The organism is Paenibacillus sp. 2RAB27 (assembly GCF_052115445.1).
Taxonomy (GTDB): Bacteria; Bacillota; Bacilli; order Paenibacillales; family NBRC-103111; genus Paenibacillus_E.
This window is the reverse complement of the sequence record NZ_JBFRGR010000018.1, coordinates 29,433-46,729: the sequence shown is the minus strand read 5'-3', so window position 1 is coordinate 46,729 and position 17,297 is coordinate 29,433. Positions and strand designations below refer to the sequence as shown.

Genomic DNA, 17,297 nt, shown 5'->3' with positions numbered 1-17,297 from the left:
TTTAAACACTCACCTAGGGGGCTATCGACTACGCAGATATGAATAAGTGTCGCAAAGTGTTGAGTTGATTATGATGTGGTGGTAATCTTATACAAGATAATAATAACTATTTAGTAAGAACGTATGTTCCCATTGGGGGATTTTTTTTTGAAATTATCGAGTTTGGGCTTATATATCATCTGTTAGATTTAATCTTCAAGACATAAAATGACAACTACTATTGATTTCTTAATCAGGATGGTATTTCGATCAGAAGACGCATATGGAGTCTTGTGATTATTATTTTGGACAATCTAGTAAGCTAGTAGTACAACATGAAATTAACAAAAGGGGATGTTGAACTTGAAAAGCAAACTATTAAAAGTCACAACGGCTATCGCTTTATCTCTAACCCTTCTGTCTTCAGGGGTAGTACCTTCTCTAGTCAGTAAAGTATCCGCAGCATCGGTCAAGATTGATGGTTACACCTATCAGCAAGAAGCGGTAGATATTATGAATGAGCTTAACACTATCAGGAAGGCTTCTGGATTAACAGCCGATATCAAGCTAGATCCAGTTTTAACTCAAGCGGCTCAAGGACATGCTACTTATTTAAGTTCTAATAACTTAAATTCGCATGTTCAGGATAAAACAAAACCCAACTTCACTGGTGTAGAGATGGAAGATAGGCTCGATGCTATAGGAGGTAAGAACTTCATTAATACTTTTGGAGCTAATTACTATGCCGAAGGTGTCACAAGTCAAGGGGCAAATTTAGCAGCAGAAAGTCTTCTAAGCGCACCATATCATAGATTTCCAATGGTAGATCCTAACCTATACACAGTTGGAGTAGGGGTATCAGGTAAGAAAGTAGTTTTTATGTATGCCCTTAAACGTGGTGTTAACCCTGTATCGGAGGGTAAAGATATTTTATATCCTTTCGATGGTCAAAAGGATATAAATATCTCCATGTTAGCGGAAGAGAGTCCAGATCCTCTAAAGKGTACTGGTTTGACCTTTCTAACTGCAGGTTATCTAGTAACAGCAACATTAGCAAATACATCGAGTCTTTCAACAGTTCCTGCAAGTATGACCGATAGTAAGGGTAACAAAGTAGATGTAATTGTGAAGAAAGAGCTTGATGAGGGAACTGAACTGAGAACAGGGTATTCTTCTTGGATTATTATCCCTAAGAAACCTTTAGCTTACAACACAAATTATAATATGAATGTCAACGGTGTAAAATGGTCTTTCACAACAAAAGCTAGTGCTACTGATACTGGTAATACAGGTGGAGGCACTAACAATGGCGGAAGCACTGGTGGTGGAACAACTACCACCCCACCAACTTCAGATGGTACTGACAAAATCTATATCAGCAAGACCACTCAAGCCAGTAAGAGTGAGTTACTTGCTAAGCCACTTGATCCTTCGAAGAAGTTCACTACTTCTAGTGTAGGTATCCGAATTAACGGTGATTATGTAACACTGAACCCTACAGCTAAGGTAATCGACGGATCAACTTACATCCCTCTCAGAGGGGTATTCGAGAAGTTAGGCTCAAAGGTTGGTTGGTTCCAACCACTTCAAGAAATTACAATCGAGCATAATGGTAAAGTTGTAGAGTTACGTGTAGGTTCGACAACTGCTTATGTCGATCATGTTAAGATTACATTAGCTAAAGCTCCATTTATCGAGAACGGTTCAACCTTCATCCCATTGCGTTTCGTGAGCGAGGCTATTGGGGGTACAGTTCTTTGGGATCAAGCTTCCTCAACAGTAACTATCGTAGCCGAGTTTAACAAATAATAATATTAACTGTGGTTTACAATATTGAGAGCTAGGGGATAATCTCCTAGCACTTGTATTTTTTAAGACCTACATAACGCTGTGCCTATATTCTGGTCTTGTACATGACAAGTATATAAATATATAGTTCGGTATATCAGGAGTTCGGCTCCCGAGCTGGGCTAAGACCATATGAGACGCTTATCCTAATACGGATAGGCGTCTTTTTACTGTTGCAAGGGTATTGATAGGACGCTCTCCGTTTATCTTCGTTGTTACAGAACAGTAGAGTTCAGTAACAATCTCCGCTGCAGTAATTATTTATCGAGAATTTTACAGAGCTAATAGATAAGGAAGTGCAGAGAAGAAAATGTCAATGCAGCAGATGAAGGCACATGGAGTTGTAGGAGCCCAGAGTATTCACATCCAAAGAAGACTTGACCTTAAAATTCATCCAGTTGGACTGCGATTCTTTCCACATCGGTAGGAATTTATGATATCCAACAACTTTATTGGTGAGTTAGTTGCCGCCCACAGACATAAGTTTTATACTCCTGTTATTCCTTCCGCTAGGCGCTAATAACGCACTGTTGTATACGAGTGGATGGTATGCATGAGGGGTTTAATGGTTAGTATAAACTAAATTTAGAGAGGTTGATTAACGTGGAGAATTACACTCAAAGCGAGAAATTGGCTATAGACATGTTGAGTGCTATAGGCGTTGGCGGTGCTAGTATTGCGACACTTTGGAATGGACCATTATTTAAAACCGAAGCTTCTTCTCAACAACATTATTTTGTCGATCTAGATTTCGACGATCAAGATGTTGTTGATGTTTTATTTCAACAGGGGATGCTTGTTTATTATGTACTCCCATATGTATCAACTTTGGATGGGTCAGAGACAACTAGTTTCCTTGTTGTACCGAAAGACATTGGACAGGCAATTATAGGGAATGATACTAGTTTTACTCCTCGACAGCGTGCTAAGGCAGTTAGGGACTATTACAAATATCAGTGCAGACTTGCTGGTGAGGGTATCCTCTATGCGTATGTTGTTAATCATACGAGGGATTTTAGTGAATACGGTACAATCGCAGTAAGGTCTAAAGGTGATGGTCTCATTCGAGTAGGTTAATTGTCGATATTCGTGAACAAGCATCGTTTGTCCGGCTAAAGCCAGATGCTTGTCCACGGTATGGCTATAATAAGCATATTTTCAACACCTTATTTTCCTTGCGCCAATAATTCGTGTTCTGCCTATACATTGAGCAGGAAATTCGCATTTGTTTAGGGTATACGGGATTTTCGGCTTATCACCATCTGCTGTAGTCGATTTCTGAAACCTGATCTAGCAGTGTTGTAGGAATAACAAAGTTGATCCAGAGGTATTCGTCCTGAAACCGTCCGATAGCGGCGGATGAAACATGCACACGTTTTAGATAAATCTTTGTCCATCCCTTATCAACGAGCCTGCTGTAAACATCATTATCGTATCCGCTGAGAGCGATTGTCCCTTGATGGGTAAGAAGGACATTCACAAGTCGTTCGTGATCATCCCTTGTCCAGTTGACGTTGTAATGATCATCAAGATGCATTTGGTCAGGCACGTAAGGAGGATCGAGATAGATGAAACTCTTGCTCCAGTCTCGTCGCTCCTGAAGCCAGCTAAAGACGTCCCTATTAGTAACCTCTACTCCTAGCATCGTCGTTAAGAACTTGTCTAGCTCTCGGACTCTTCTAAAGTAGGATCGCATTCGGTTAGGGGTGAGGCTTGAACGATCATAGCTTCCCTGTGTCGCCGCTCTACTCTGTTGATTGATAACGTAGGCGCAAGCAGCCGCCGTAATCACATCATACCCTTCATCCCCAATACGACTGCTTTCACGTAGTTGCTTCACCCACTGATATCGTTCCTCACTCACTCCCCATTCGTCGAGTGTCGTCATGAGATTGTAGAGCAGCGTCGGTTGGGTTAGACAGGTAAACAGTGCGGCAAGTCCCTCGTCGATATCGTTGTAAACTCGTTTTTGAAGATTTGAATGGGGTAGATTGATCAGCATACGAGCTCCGCCACCGCAGAGCTCGTAATACGCATTGAGGTGGTAGCCGTGAATGGCGTAATCAATAATAGGAACGATATTATCTACTAGCTGTGCCTTACCGCCTATATATGATATAATGCTCCGTCTATGCCMACTGTTGGGGTATACATTATGCTTCTTTGAACGAGAACTAGACTGCATCGCTCATTTGCACCTCTAGGCCGTCCACTTTCAAGAGGTAGAACCTTTTTACTTCTTTGGAATTGATATTTGGACGGATCGCTTCTTGTAGGCGGTTCTGACTGCTTTTCTTTATGAGTTTCCCCATCTTAGCCCAAGTACGCACGATCTCTTGGAGACGCTTTGCGTTCTGATGGTTGTTTTCAAGACCTAGTATTTCGTATAACGTTTCAGTGGTAACGCCTGCAACGTATGCGCCATATTTATTTCGGTAAGAGTCAGTATCGAGAATGATCCCTGGACTGCTGTTTTTATATTCATCACTTGTCACTGTGGGGTACGATTCAATTTCATTTAGGATACTTTCTGCTACAAGCTCAAAGAGTTCGAGGCTCTCAGAGCTGTCGGCTCCCTCACCGTTAATGGCTTGCAGGAGATCTGGAACCTCACGGAATATCCCCTTTATCTTCAACATTTTGATGTAATCCACGACCTTCATAAAGTCTGCTCTCTCCATAACGCCAAAAACGTTAAGATCATGTAGGAACTCTTCAAAACGATCCCTGAGTTCGATAACGAGAAAACAGCATGAAGCACCGCCTGCAAGCCTAGTTGTGAAGCTGGCGGCATAAGTAGCGTGAGAATACGCTGGGTGCTTACCATATAGCAACTCGATATTCCAAAGTTCAGCGACAGGATTCTTTGGTGCTTCAGGACTTTCTATTACCTCAAGGTATGACTTCTTCATTGGTAGGGTCATTATCATAGGCTTAGACATTTTTGTATTCCCCGCTTTCAATAATCTTGTAGGTGCATCTGTTCCTTGCTGGGACAGAGCTTATGTACTGATTGTAACAGATACTATTTGCCTTGAACAGCCTTTAGTGTCGAGAAGGGGTACTACTGGTTAGAGGTGGTTATAAAATGCTGGATATGCCTGTGGACTGGCGTCGATAACCTCTGAAACCAGTGAGAACCAGTAAATACCCCTGAGTTTTATAGTTCCCGACCACAGCTTAAAATAGTGCTTTCAAACCTTCTCCACTGGTCTTAGCTGATTCCCCCAGCGTGGGGAAAAATCTGTTGGGTAGCATCCAGCACCAGCTAACTATTATGATTTCTCGCTGAGATGACTCGTTTTGGTTAGTTGTTCTTAAAATACTTTTAAATTCTTCTCTTTCTATCTCGACATGCTCTCCACTTTACCATTCAAATCTTGATACTCCTAATACCAGTAGCGTTACATTCTTATAACTGGAGGGGTATCAATGTATGATATCGAGAAGGAGTTAAAAATCTTCCCTTGGCTTGTGCCAACAGAGAAAATGTCAGTATTGCAGGAACTGCTCGGTAAGGCGATAACAGTTGATGAGTGGACGAAAGTAACGGAGGTTAGAGGCAGGCGTTACATTTTTCTTGCTTGCAATTCCACTACGATTGTCTCTTTTCCATCGGACTATCCTTATGAAATTGGTTCGGGGTACGTGAAGGTGCGAAAGGCTCAGGACGATGAGTGGATCTCGGTTTATGAGGATCAATATTTTTATCTGTTGACTGTCCCTGAGGGTGTTGATATCCGTACGGAGGATCGCCGTTATAAAAGCGGTTATGGATATATTCGTCTTAAAGGAGATCGTCTTAACGACATCAAGCCCATCGTTCTAACACACAGGCTAATTATGCTATGTTTATTTGTAGAAGGTGCGAACGTATTGCTAACACTGGGCAAGGGTCGCAAGCATTTCATTCGCAGTTTGCAAGGGAATAAACGTTGTAGTTCTCCCAATTGTCTCAGTATTAAAGCTCAACGCAACTTTGAAAATTGGTATATTAGGCGGTATTGCAATAACAGTCGTAAGAATGGGCAACTGGATGTGTTTAACGTTATGTTGGAATCTAATCGATTACTGAATTGGGAAGAGGCGTTGGACTTTTGCATGGATTGTCAGTGACTATAACCTCTTTGTGATTGGGGTTTTTGAATAATCGTCTTTAGCAGGAATGCGCCTTTCCCACCGTTGGAGTGGGGGCGCATTTTCTATTTAATCGTAAGGGGATTGTTCGATATGCGGGTAAAAGTCTAACTTACCATTTCGATCCTTGTAAGTAGGCCGATTGTTTGGAATATTATCCGCTTTTTCCGGTCTTATTCAAAGGGGTACTACTCGGCTGTATGAGACGTTGTCGTCGTTATCAGACATTTCAAGGTTGGTACTGTCCGATTATGCAGCTTACTGTGCCAGATGAACATCAGTTTGTTTAAGGCTAGACGTAGTCAGTTATTGCCGACTCTCTCTGTTCAACGAAGCTTTGCTTCTTGTGTGATTGGGTAGTATTTTTTGCTCGACAATTTGAAGCCTCTTATGGTTGATTATGCATCAAAGTACTGCTGAGTTGCTTATGTAGTGATGATAGTTCGTTACGGTTCCTCGGAGCAGTCTCCGCTCAGGTCACTCATATTCTAGCTTATTAAACGGGACTACGCGCCGTTTATCCTGAGAATAGGGTTATTTATATGTATTGTGCGGCTGTAACGCGCTGGGCTCCCGTTGTGGGTGTTTCCAGTTGGTTAGGTGGATTATCTCTGATTAAGTAGAAATCCTATGGAGCCTAGTGAAGGGTTTGATTGGAGAACACAGTCTCGTCTTGAATCATCATCTTAAGACGATGATTGCATTTTCTTTTGTCGACAAGTACGGAAGTTGATGAGTTCCTGATCGTGATGCGTGAGATGAAACTAGTATCAGTATGAATAACTCCGGCAATGTCCTCTGCGAAAAACCGGTAATTATTTGTTTTCAGTTAGCCTGGACGATCAAATCGCTTGTGGCTCTAGGGTTACGACAAAAACTAAAAGATCTTAATAGAAGTGGAGGGTGATTTCTTTAAGTATTGGGTCAGTATTTCTTTAAGTGGTTCGCTTTAGTGGCTTCAGTTTGTTTCCAGCCGGTTATTCGGATGTTATGGCGGACTTGTCGCTTTAGTTGTTGAGGGGGGGGATGACTATGCTCTTGTTTAAAGATTTAGAGTTGGAGGTTCAGGTTGTGAAAGATCGACTAGGTACGCTAGGTGAGGCTGGTGATCGGCAGCTCGATAAGCAAAGGCTTGATCTGCTTCTTCTGGTCGTAACCTTCGTGAACGGTATGACGTGGCTTTCGCATGAAAAGACGATTGTGAAGGTGCAGTTCTTTCTCAAAAATGGTTATGACTATCGGCTTGCTGCTAGACATTTTGGCGTAACGGTAAAGTCACTTCATGTCACGATCAGTTACGCCGCTACTCGGCTAAGGGGTTATATAGGTGCGAACACGCTTGAATGGATTAGGGACGGTCGAATTGAAGAGGCAGGGAGGGCATTCTCGATAGCTTCTGGTCAGGTTCAACTTAGCGATCTTCTCGTCCAGAGTGTTGTTGAAAGGATCAAGCCTAAGCAGGATGCGAGTGTTGATCTCTCCCATTGTGAATTCGAGCTAAAGTTTCTTCTCCAGTATAGCTCTCGTCTGCTGGAGCGGCGTTTAGAGGTAGCTGATCTGTCTTGTCTACAACATCTGATGTACATTTTGCTCTCAAATGACTCCAGCTTTGATTTTGAGAGGGGTATTCTACAGCGATTGCTAATGGGTGAGCTTAATCCTGAAGGAGCAATACGAGCAATAAAACGCGACTCTATATACTCGGGATAGATTTCTGGCTGCATCTGTATTAATGGCTTTCGTTTTTCGGGGCTATTTTGCGATCTAACAATGATTGTGTTGGTATTGAAAGATTTTGCTCGACTAAAAATTTTCATAGATTCACAGAGGAGGATTCTTCGATGGGTATAGAATCGTATATACGAAGCGAGATTTATAGGGTACAAGAGGAGTTGGCGAAGTACTCAGATGATGGCGTGCCTGAAAAGCTTCTAAGGCGATTGAACTTGTTGGTCGAAATCAGTTCGTTTATTCATGGGTTGGACTGGCTCACTCCAACATATCTGCGTCAGAGATACGCCACTCTTATAAACGGTATGGAGCTGGGAGATGTAGCTAGACTCCATGGGGTATCAGTTGATAGTCTTGCATCTTCTGTTAGTCTGTTAGAACACAGACTACAGTTGCTTCTCGGCGGTGTTGTGGGGTTCCTGATGTCGGGAGAGATTGAACGAGCTGGGGATGAGTTTGAACTCCGCACAGGTCGAGGTAGCCATCCGATATTTCCATCGTTTGTTCATTCGATGATCAGACCTGTGGAGCATCGTGGGGTAGATGTGGAATCTTGTGAGCTTGAAATCGAGCTCTTATCGTCTCTTGTGTTGTCCCAAGTGGAGGTGAGGATACTTTCATTGGATCGCCAGAAGCTTGAGCATCTGTTGTACATCGTAAACAACGATATACAGTATCGTACCATTCATAGTTTGCTCATGCGTTGTCTTGAAGGTGGGATCGAACCTGCTGAGACTACTGCGTTAATTGCGTATTACAACGATTCATTGCGACCTACTTTTGGGTCGAAATTCGACTAGGGGGAATATAGATGACAGATTTCAGATCTATTCTATCGGCTCTAGATTATCGGGATAAACGGGTGAATCTTGATGTACTGTGTCATGAGAATGGCTGTCATGACCTTCTTCATTGCAAAGGGTTGCAGAACAATCCGGCACTGAACTTGATCACATTTAACAATCCAAGACCAACGGTAGGCAAGATGGATGCAGGCGGTATATCTATTGACGGGTATCCGCTGGATATATTAATAGCGAAGGCACAGGCGGCATTATTGGGTAAACGTGGAGTTTTTATACCTGAAGGGTCTATTAATAAGTATCGTGAGCCGCTAATCAGTTCTTATTTGCTCGACAGCAGTGTTAGCGTAGCGTCTACAGTTACCCGTCAGGGTACGGCTTATATTTTGGTGACAAAGAGTTCTGATATTATATCGGCTGTGCATGATCGGTTGTCTACTGCGGATAAAAAGCGGGGTATGGAGCATTTTAGCACACAGTTCGCAACGACAAATGCGGAACTGCAGGCTGGCGCATTCAATGTTACTAAATTGTTTGTAGAGCAAGATGGCATTCATCTAAGCAAGCAGAAGCTTGCTGCTCGTAGTGCGAGGTATCTAATCCCTTATTATTCAGTACAAAATTATGCGAGTCGGCTTATTTCTATATTGAGCCGTTGCAAAGTATCGCTTGTTTATCGGGATGATGAGGGCGTTCACACGATTGATACTTCCCTTATTAACGAGGTAGTTGCGGCTTGGCGTGGTACTACGCCTCTTGGCGCTGAGGTTGCAAAGTGGGAAGACTGGTGTCAGCCTGCGAGCTTCGGATATCTGTCATTGCCGCGGCTCTCTAACCGTGGTGAGTTCGCATCTGTTCCTGTGGTTGGTATTGAAAAGATCATAGTTCTTAAATAATTGATAATCGGCACCCCTTTATGGTTAGTCTCCTAAAGGGGTTTTCCTTTGTTTTGGCTGTCCCTATACCTATAGGTATTGGTTGAGGGCGTATCGTCATCACTTTTCGCTATTTATAGGGGTATATCACTGCCAGAACTTATGTCAAAAAGAAATGCCCACAAACGAGGTTAAAGACAAACCTCCTAATCGATTTTATAAAGGGGTAGGTGGTTCATATGGCTTCAAAAACTTTTGGATATGCTAGGGTATCAACAGTTGAGCAAAATCTAGACAGACAATGTGACTTACTAAGGGACTATGGGGTAGCTGAGGAAGATATTTATTTGGACAAGATCTCAGGATCACAATTATCCAGACCGTCATTTAATGCTCTACAAGCGGTGCTTAGGTCTGAAGATGTTGTTATTGTAGAGAGTTTCTCAAGAATTTCGTGAAGCACTAAAGACCTTCTTGGTATTTTGTACTCTTGGAGGGATCAAGGAGTTATCTTGAGATCGATTAAGGAAGATTTTGACCTATCGAGCCCGATCGGAGAAATGGTAATAACAATTATGGCTGGGCTCTCACAATTGGAGCGAAGTATGATCCAGCTGAGAGTGAAGGAGGGCGTGGCAGCAGCACGGGCAAGAGGAAGAGTGGGTGGTCGTCCACGCACAGACCAGAAGAAACTCGACTCTGCGCTTAAGTTGTATGATGCACAGACTCACAGCATAAGTGAGATATGTTCCTTGACTTCTGTCTCATCTTCAGTGCTTTACAGGGCAATACGAGCCCGAAAAAAGGATCAGCAGTAAGCATCGTGACTTGAGTTGAGTGCCAGCTCAGAAATTAGATAATTTCGTCTTAATTGGGATCTCCGCTAAAAATAGCGAAGATCCCTTTTATATAGGCTGATTCCTGCTCGTGTTGTCAGATCTGCTTTTCTCTGATGAAGCAATAAGTGGCATAACATTGGTAGTTGGCACATGGAGTTGTGGGAATATGGCTGTTTTAGGTCTGAAAATGAAGAATTAAGGTTTTGGGTCAGGACTTCTTTATCGCTTCCGATTAGGAAGAATTGATTTTTTGTGGCTCTAAGAGCGACATTCTTGTAATCCCTTCATGGTATACCCTTCTGCTGGGGTATACAAATGCCTTTCGTCCATACTATGGTTTTTCAACAGAGATGCATTGCTTCTCTTGTCAGATAGCGTTTCAACTGCACAAAAGTCGTTTATTTGTTATGACTTAAAAAATTTAGTGAGTTGCGGAAAGACCTGCTTTATATAGGTAGCTTCTAAATTTAATTGATTGGTGGTGATACATAAGTCGGTTGGTTGTAACTTGGCTGCAGTATACAAGCACGGTGATTTCAAGTTTGGTAACGAGGTGCTTTGCCATCTTGGAGCTGATGTTAATTTGTTTCTATACCCGATTTTCTTGTGCGTTCGTTGCACTATTTCGTTTTACAACTAATATTTATGGAGGTAATAACATGCTAACAACAAATAACTTTCAATTTGATAATGTAGCTTTATATGCTCGAGCTAATAATGAGGGGGCTTTGTCCCGACAAGTGAGTCATTTAGAGGAACTTGCCGCTAGCTACGGCATGAAAGTATCGGCTGTTTACACAGATGTTGCGAGTGGCAAGATTCGTAATCGTCCTGGTCTGAGACGGTTGCTGGATAATGCTCGGAATGGTCAGCTTGATGCGATTCTAACTTTGGATATCTCTCGTTTGTTCAGGGGAAAAGAGTTTCTGCCTGATATCTACGACAAGCTCATGTCTGGCAAAATTGGGATGGTTACAGCGTCAGGTTACTTAAATCCTCCTAAGGACACTAGTTATTTAGCGTTATCGGTCATGTTTTATGAGCTCTATGTAACTGACCATGCTCGCCGAATAGCATTTAACAAAAGCCATATGATGAATCGGGGTAAGTAAGGAGTGCTGATAGCGTCAGGGAGGTCAACATCCCCCTTGGCGCTATTTTTTTCTTAGCCTGACATTTTCTTAATTATCTTGACCTAATGCTCTTTTTAGGACTGTGTCATCGTCCTTTTCCCATGTACTCAGGTGAGCGGTTAGCTCTCCAATACAATATTGGAGTGAGTATATATGGAAAATAATGTAAAAAATGTTGTTAATGGAACATACGTTTGTATTTGTGGAGGTGAACTCTATGTGGGGAAATCAGTTGAAGAGGTGACAGTCGAAGGATTGTTTGAGGGTGAATTAACTCTACAAGCGATTCTCGGCACTTGGCTAAAAAACCACTTCAAAGGAGATCAAAAATGAGCTATAATGCGACAGTCAACGATGGTTTAGGTATTCCCTCCATTGGGGGAAATGAAGTGAAAGTAGCCACTTATGTTCGTGTATCAACAGTATTTGAAGAGCAGGATTCCTCTGTTATTAATCAGGCGGAAGGTTTACTGGACTACATTCATAAAATGAATGGTTGGGTATTATATGAGCCCTATAGCGAGAGACAGTCTAGCTTCAAAAAGAGGAAAGAGTTTAAACGTTTAATCGATGATGCAATGGCAAAAAAGTTTGATGTTATCTTAGTCAAATCTTTAAGTAGGTTCGGGCGGAGTGTAGGTGAGCTCAATACGGTTGTACCCCAACTGGTTGAGAAAGGTGTTCGCTTTATTGCTCTATCTGAAGCGATTGATACGGATAATCGCGATTGGCAAAGTAAGGTAGCCATGTATTCTATGGTTTATCAAATGCAAAGCCAAACGACTTCGGAGTGGATTAGCCTAGCGGAGAAGGCTAGAGCGAATCGTGGAGAGTTTACGGGTTCATTTGCACCATATGGTTATCAGAAGGATGAAAAAAAACTTGCTATTGCTGACAATAATACGCCTGATATCGTACAACGTATCTTTGATCTATATCAGGAAGGGATACTCGGTATGCAAGCGATTGCCAATCTCCTTAATGATGAAGTGATACCTACTCCTGGTCAAATCCAGCTGCGTAAGAATGGCAGCCAATATTGGTGTCAAAGCACGGTTGAATATATTTTGACTAATGCTGTTTATGTTGGTGATCTGGTGGCACAAAAGGAGCAAACAGCTGCTTTAGGTAGCACTAAGCGGAAGAAAAAAGTTGAACAAGAGCAAGTTATCAAAGTGAATAATCACCCTCCAATTATTTCAAGAGAGCAGTATCGAGTGGTACAAGAACTGATTCATCGAAGAGGGCGCACTAAGTCCTGCGGTATGCCGAATCTCTTTACACAAGTGCTATACTGTGCAGATTGTGGTGGTGGGATGCATTGCGTTAAACGTGCTTATGGTAAAACACATTACATGTGTGGTAATTACAAATTAAGAGGGAAAGCTTTCTGTTCACGCCATTCTGTATATGAGCAAGGTCTTATCGATCTCATCTTTTGTAACCTAAGGAAGTTGATGAACGATCATGTAGATAATGATTCGTTAATCAAAGACTTGCAGAAGGAATCTGAAGGTGAAAAGAAAGCTACTTTAAGGGAAATTGGATTATTAAAGAGAGATGTTGAAAAATTTGAGAAGCGAAAGCAAGCGGCTGAAGACAAATGGCTTGATGGTGAGAGCACTAAGGAAAACTATCATCAAATGCTTGAACGTATCAGTGGCGAATTGTCTAATGCTCAACAGAAGTTAGCTGATCTGCTCAAAGAACAGGAGAGCCATAAGTCGACTTTACCTGATATCGCTAAACTTACCTCATTTGATAAGATAGATCGTGAGTTGCTTCTCATGTTGGTTAAGCGCATTGAAGTAAAGGAAGACGGAAATATTAAAATCATGTATAATTTCAAGGTCTAGCCTACCATATCGTAACGGGTGAGCGATGGTGATGAGTTTCCCATCGTTCCCCATTTTTTTTATATGTTGACTCTACTTACTCAACTCATGTGGAGTGCTGTGTGTCGCTTATCGAGAAATAGGCTATTGGAGCCACATTTACCTATCAGACGAAGCTCAGGCGTAGTTAGCGCTTGAGTTTTTTGCACACTTTATGCGTCATTACCTGCTCTACAATTAAAGGATATGAATAGTTCACAGGGGGAATTAGCACAGCTAAGAGAGCGCATCGCTAACGGAGATGAAGTCAGGCCGGAATATTCACCATTTCTTACCAAAAAAGCAGAGATACAGGTTTCTTAATACAGTTAATATTTATATGTGGTGTACTGATGTCGTTGTAAGGGAGCAGATTTGCTAGGCCACATTTATCTGTTTATTAAAACCCGATGGTTTTGAGTGTTCGGAAAACCAGCCTAGACTAGAGTGAATTTATCGGTAATGAAAATCCCCCAATTCTCAGCGGGATAACCAAGGTTACTGTAAAACTGCTGCAAAATTTGTGATGAGAAACTCAACATATAGAACAGGCAGCAATTGTTAAAGTTGTAATTCTATGCGATATAAGGTGACTGTATCAGATGCCACAAAAAAGGGGGCTTTTTTATGAAGAAACTACTTGAGATTTTTTTTGATAGTCAATTTATATTTCCATACATGCATTTGGAAGATGTTCGTGAACAGCATTCACACTACAGAAATTCAAACATTTATATGGTTATGTTAGCAAGAAAGTATCAAATATCAGATGCGCAGTGTATCAATCAACAATTAGTTGTCAACTATAAATGCTTAGAGATAAACGAGAGTTATAGAATATCGAATATTATACTATTGCCTTTCGATGTTCCAAATGGTTCCATTGAGATTAATATTAGTGATTATGGAACTGCAATTGAAATAGGGCTTACTAATTATGGGATCGAATTTATAAAGGAAAATCATGTTGATTTCTTTAACGGGTCGAACATAAATGCCAAAAAGAAGATATCAATATATGATCTAATAAGTTTGTCGAATCAAAATGAGGAAACAAGTGAGGAGTACGAAATTTTGTATATTGGGCAATCTCTCGATACTGGTGAGGGTAGAAATATCTTTGATAGATTGAGCAGTCACGAGAAGATTTTAAAGATATATAGAGATTATAATATGAAGTACAGAGATAAAGAATTGGTAATTTTTTTGCTTCATGCAAAGTCTAAGTTACATACAATTATGACCCCAGATTCAATGACCACCATTTCTTTGGGAAACTCCTACTGGCAAACTACTGATGAATTGGGAGAGAAAATAACAGATGCTACTGTTGTTAATGTGATTGAAGCCATGTTAATTTATTATTTTAAACCCCAATATAATATTAAATTAAAAAATTCTATACCTAATCTTGATTTAAAAACATACTCCGAATTAAAAAATGCAGGTGTTCATCAGATAGACGTGGGATTGAATCTTTATTTCGAAAGATCAAAAACATGTATACATTTACTTACTGATATAATTAGCGTGTATTCCAAATTAAGAATTCTACATTGCTATCTTGAAAATTTATATGATAAAAAAGATGCATCCGAGATTGAAGTGGAGGATATTGATGATGAATTATATCGGATAATTAATTTGTAATTGAATGGAGGCTAATTATATTCAAGGATAATATGAATGTTAAATCAGGCACAGGAATGCTCTTATAATTTCTATTTACTTTAAGCAAATGTCATTCCTAAGTTTTGCTCTACTCCCTGTCACCTCGTCACATGTGGAGTATAAATCTGTTAAAATGTCACAAAGTTCACTATGTAACACTTAAAACTTACAACCAAGCCGAGCGAATTTCAGGTATTTGAGCTGATATTCGCTCGGCTTTTTCTTTTTACCAAGTATGCCCCACTCAGAATCAACAGTCAGTGAACTCCTTGCCACATCTATACTTTTTTCTACTACTCTATCTAATTTTTCTTTTCGCAAATCACTTTATTTCATTATTCTTTCTGGATCTCCTACAGCGTGTCCTCTTGTTGTAGTTCAAACTTTAAGTACATTTATGATCTTGCTTTAAGAGGCGGTTTCCAGTGATCTCGATATCTGCACGTTAAACTTCTAGAGGCCACGAAGAGTTTGGCAAAGCCTAACAGAGCATATTCTAGGGGAGAAAGGGGGAATTGGAGTCACAGTTTATTTTCTATAGGGACACATATGATGAAAATGTATGGCTGTGAGAAATCCAGATTAAGATCGGGAATTGTATGAAGAGATTATTTTGTGAAATATTCCAAACTTACTAACCCCTTGAATGCAAGTTTTCTTTTTCCTTGCTAGAAATCATAAATACAAATTTTGGAAGGTGCTTTATTGGGAATGTCGAATAGTGTAGATATAAATTGTCGGATTTATTCAATGAGGGTAATTGGAGCGTGAATGGTTAGGTTGAAAGGAGATGGAAATACTGCGGCATGTAGATTATTTAGGTGATGATAGATTGCGACATAAAGTTGTCTACGATAAAGAATCGTATTCTGAATGCATTTACTGCGGTAAACAAGCGAAAACCAGAGAACATATACCGTCAAAGGTACTTCTCTCAAAATCATATCCAGACAACCTTGGAATTGTGCCATCCTGCAAAGAGTGCAACAAATCATTTTCTGGCGACGAACTCTGTTTATCACTATTGATCGAGATAAAAAAAAGAAAACATTACGGAGCAAAGTACATTTTTTCAGAGGAAGTCGAAAGTAGAATAAGATATAACAAAACGCTAGTAAAAGATATTGAAGAGGTAATCGAGAATGGAAACTTAAAAAAATTTGATGAGAAGATTTCAGCGATCGTATTTAAACTAGCTGTAGGGCACTCTGTCTATGAGCTTTCTGAAGGATATTGTATTAATAAGGGATCAATAAATTATTCTTTTGCAGACAGTTTGTCTATTGAAGAAATAGAGGAATTCTCTCTTCCGTTCGATATTAGTGGAGAGCTATTTCCAGAGATAGGCAGTAGGGTATATGACAGGGTAATAGTTCTGGATCTCGACTTGGTAGCCGTTAATAATGAAGAGCAAAAATTAAGTACCCACTTAGTATTATTAGATTGGGTTAATGTTCAAGATTCTATGTATTCCTATACAAGCTATAGATTCGGTGATGAGATCATAATTAAGATGATAATTAGTGATTTTTTTTATACCATGGTTACTTTTACGGTTTAGTAACTTGTTACTGGGAGTCTGCCATTCCTGAGCTAGTTTAGATGAGTAAAGGGAAAATGGAGAGGTGGGAATTATGAGTATAATGGCTTTTGGGGCTGATTCTCCTGCGGAGGATTGCATACTGACTCTAGATAGATTGTTTGTGTTACTAGAAGATATTGATATTAAAGTAAGCCCTTCATGCCGCTTTGCAGTTTTTCGTAGAAATTTCGAAAAATATTACAATCATGTTATGGTTGCTGGTAAGAATCCGTATGATTTTAACTTGACTGAGTTGTTGGAGGGTTTCAGAGACTATAGTGAGTTAAAGATGATATGCTCATCCGATAAATTATTAACTGAAGCAAGAATGGATATTCGATTAATACTTTCTGGCAATATACTTGATTCAATGGATAAGAATAGAACTGCAAGAGATGTTCAGTTCCAACTTTCTTTCGCGGCACATCTTGAATTAGCCGGATATAACATTAGTGTACGAGAGCCTGATTTTTTAGTGGAAAAGGATGGATTGACTTACTCGGCAGCAGCCAAACGACTTTCGGGTAAAGGGTCGATCTACAGTAATATTATTAAAGCAGAAAAACAAATAAAGCAATTTCTATACCCAGGATTGATAGTTCTCTCGATTGAAAGACTAATGGATGAAAAGGATTTTGTGTTGTATATAGAAGATAATGATTTGTCTGCAGAGATATGGGGTGTATCTCTCCTAACTATGAGCCAGGGTATTCATCTGCTTTCACATATTTTCCAATAAAAGAGTTGAGTAGCGATTCTGGGCAAGAAGTAGTAACATTTTTTAATAATTATAGTATCAAGAGCCCTAACTTTTTTTCAATTTCA

At 40.4% G+C, this 17,297-nt stretch carries 15 protein-coding genes and 1 pseudogene; 14 read left to right on the top strand and 2 right to left on the bottom strand.

The window, feature by feature from the left end:
• Positions 1-342: 342 nt before the first annotated feature.
• Positions 343-1,788: a stalk domain-containing protein gene (locus AB4114_RS22255; protein WP_441990421.1), complete on the top strand. Its 1,446-nt coding sequence runs from the start codon at positions 343-345 to the stop codon at positions 1,786-1,788.
• A 642-nt stretch (positions 1,789-2,430) separates the two neighbouring features.
• Entirely contained in the window at positions 2,431-2,904 is a 474-nt protein-coding gene (locus AB4114_RS22250) for a hypothetical protein (RefSeq protein ID WP_441990420.1), read from the top strand.
• A 178-nt stretch (positions 2,905-3,082) separates the two neighbouring features.
• Here the strand turns inward: AB4114_RS22250 and AB4114_RS22245 are convergent, their stop codons facing one another.
• Both AB4114_RS22245 and AB4114_RS22240 read right to left on the bottom strand, forming a co-directional pair.
• Entirely contained in the window at positions 3,083-4,012 is a 930-nt protein-coding gene (locus AB4114_RS22245) for a DNA adenine methylase (protein ID WP_441990419.1), read from the bottom strand.
• The gene (locus tag AB4114_RS22240) at positions 4,002-4,769 is read right to left on the bottom strand and encodes a hypothetical protein (protein WP_441990418.1); all 768 of its coding nucleotides are present in this window, start codon (positions 4,767-4,769) and stop codon (positions 4,002-4,004) included. The genes AB4114_RS22245 and AB4114_RS22240 overlap by 11 nt, the downstream gene beginning before the upstream one ends.
• 490 nt (positions 4,770-5,259) lie before the next feature.
• On the opposite strand from AB4114_RS22240, the gene AB4114_RS22235 reads away from it, so the two are divergent.
• The 12 genes and pseudogenes from AB4114_RS22235 to AB4114_RS22180 all read left to right on the top strand — a co-directional run bounded on the left by AB4114_RS22235 (position 5,260) and on the right by AB4114_RS22180 (position 17,211).
• Positions 5,260-5,943, top strand: coding sequence for a hypothetical protein (locus AB4114_RS22235; protein ID WP_441990417.1), 684 nt, complete (start codon positions 5,260-5,262; stop codon positions 5,941-5,943).
• Between the two features lie 1,053 nt (positions 5,944-6,996).
• Complete coding sequence (locus AB4114_RS22230; RefSeq protein ID WP_441990416.1) at positions 6,997-7,674, top strand: hypothetical protein; 678 nt, start codon at positions 6,997-6,999, stop codon at positions 7,672-7,674.
• Between the two features lie 131 nt (positions 7,675-7,805).
• The gene (locus AB4114_RS22225; protein WP_441990415.1) at positions 7,806-8,495 is read left to right on the top strand and encodes a hypothetical protein; all 690 of its coding nucleotides are present in this window, start codon (positions 7,806-7,808) and stop codon (positions 8,493-8,495) included.
• Positions 8,496-8,506: 11 nt separating this feature from the next.
• The gene (locus AB4114_RS22220) at positions 8,507-9,394 is read left to right on the top strand and encodes a hypothetical protein (protein WP_441990414.1); all 888 of its coding nucleotides are present in this window, start codon (positions 8,507-8,509) and stop codon (positions 9,392-9,394) included.
• A gap of 218 nt (positions 9,395-9,612) precedes the next feature.
• Positions 9,613-10,020, top strand: a pseudogene (locus AB4114_RS22215) (recombinase family protein); the annotation flags it as partial.
• Positions 9,994-10,191 (top strand): helix-turn-helix domain-containing protein, encoded by a 198-nt coding sequence (locus AB4114_RS22210; protein WP_441990492.1) that lies wholly within the window; start codon positions 9,994-9,996, stop codon positions 10,189-10,191. The pseudogene AB4114_RS22215 and the gene AB4114_RS22210, both read left to right, overlap by 27 nt.
• Before the next feature lie 680 nt (positions 10,192-10,871).
• A complete protein-coding gene (locus tag AB4114_RS22205) occupies positions 10,872-11,324 on the top strand; it encodes a recombinase family protein (RefSeq protein WP_441990413.1) in 453 nt (150 codons plus the stop codon).
• A 174-nt stretch (positions 11,325-11,498) separates the two neighbouring features.
• Positions 11,499-11,678: a hypothetical protein gene (locus AB4114_RS22200; RefSeq protein ID WP_441990412.1), complete on the top strand. Its 180-nt coding sequence runs from the start codon at positions 11,499-11,501 to the stop codon at positions 11,676-11,678.
• Positions 11,675-13,201, top strand: a complete 1,527-nt coding sequence (locus AB4114_RS22195) for a recombinase family protein (protein WP_441990411.1) — start codon at positions 11,675-11,677, stop codon at positions 13,199-13,201. The genes AB4114_RS22200 and AB4114_RS22195 overlap by 4 nt, the downstream gene beginning before the upstream one ends.
• Before the next feature lie 645 nt (positions 13,202-13,846).
• The gene (locus AB4114_RS22190) at positions 13,847-14,869 is read left to right on the top strand and encodes a hypothetical protein (RefSeq protein ID WP_441990410.1); all 1,023 of its coding nucleotides are present in this window, start codon (positions 13,847-13,849) and stop codon (positions 14,867-14,869) included.
• A gap of 811 nt (positions 14,870-15,680) precedes the next feature.
• Positions 15,681-16,451 carry a hypothetical protein gene (locus AB4114_RS22185; protein WP_441990409.1) on the top strand — a complete coding sequence of 257 codons (771 nt, stop codon included), beginning with the start codon at positions 15,681-15,683 and terminating at the stop codon, positions 16,449-16,451.
• Positions 16,452-16,524: 73 nt separating this feature from the next.
• A complete protein-coding gene (locus tag AB4114_RS22180; protein ID WP_441990408.1) occupies positions 16,525-17,211 on the top strand; it encodes a hypothetical protein in 687 nt (228 codons plus the stop codon).
• Positions 17,212-17,297: the final 86 nt, after the last annotated feature.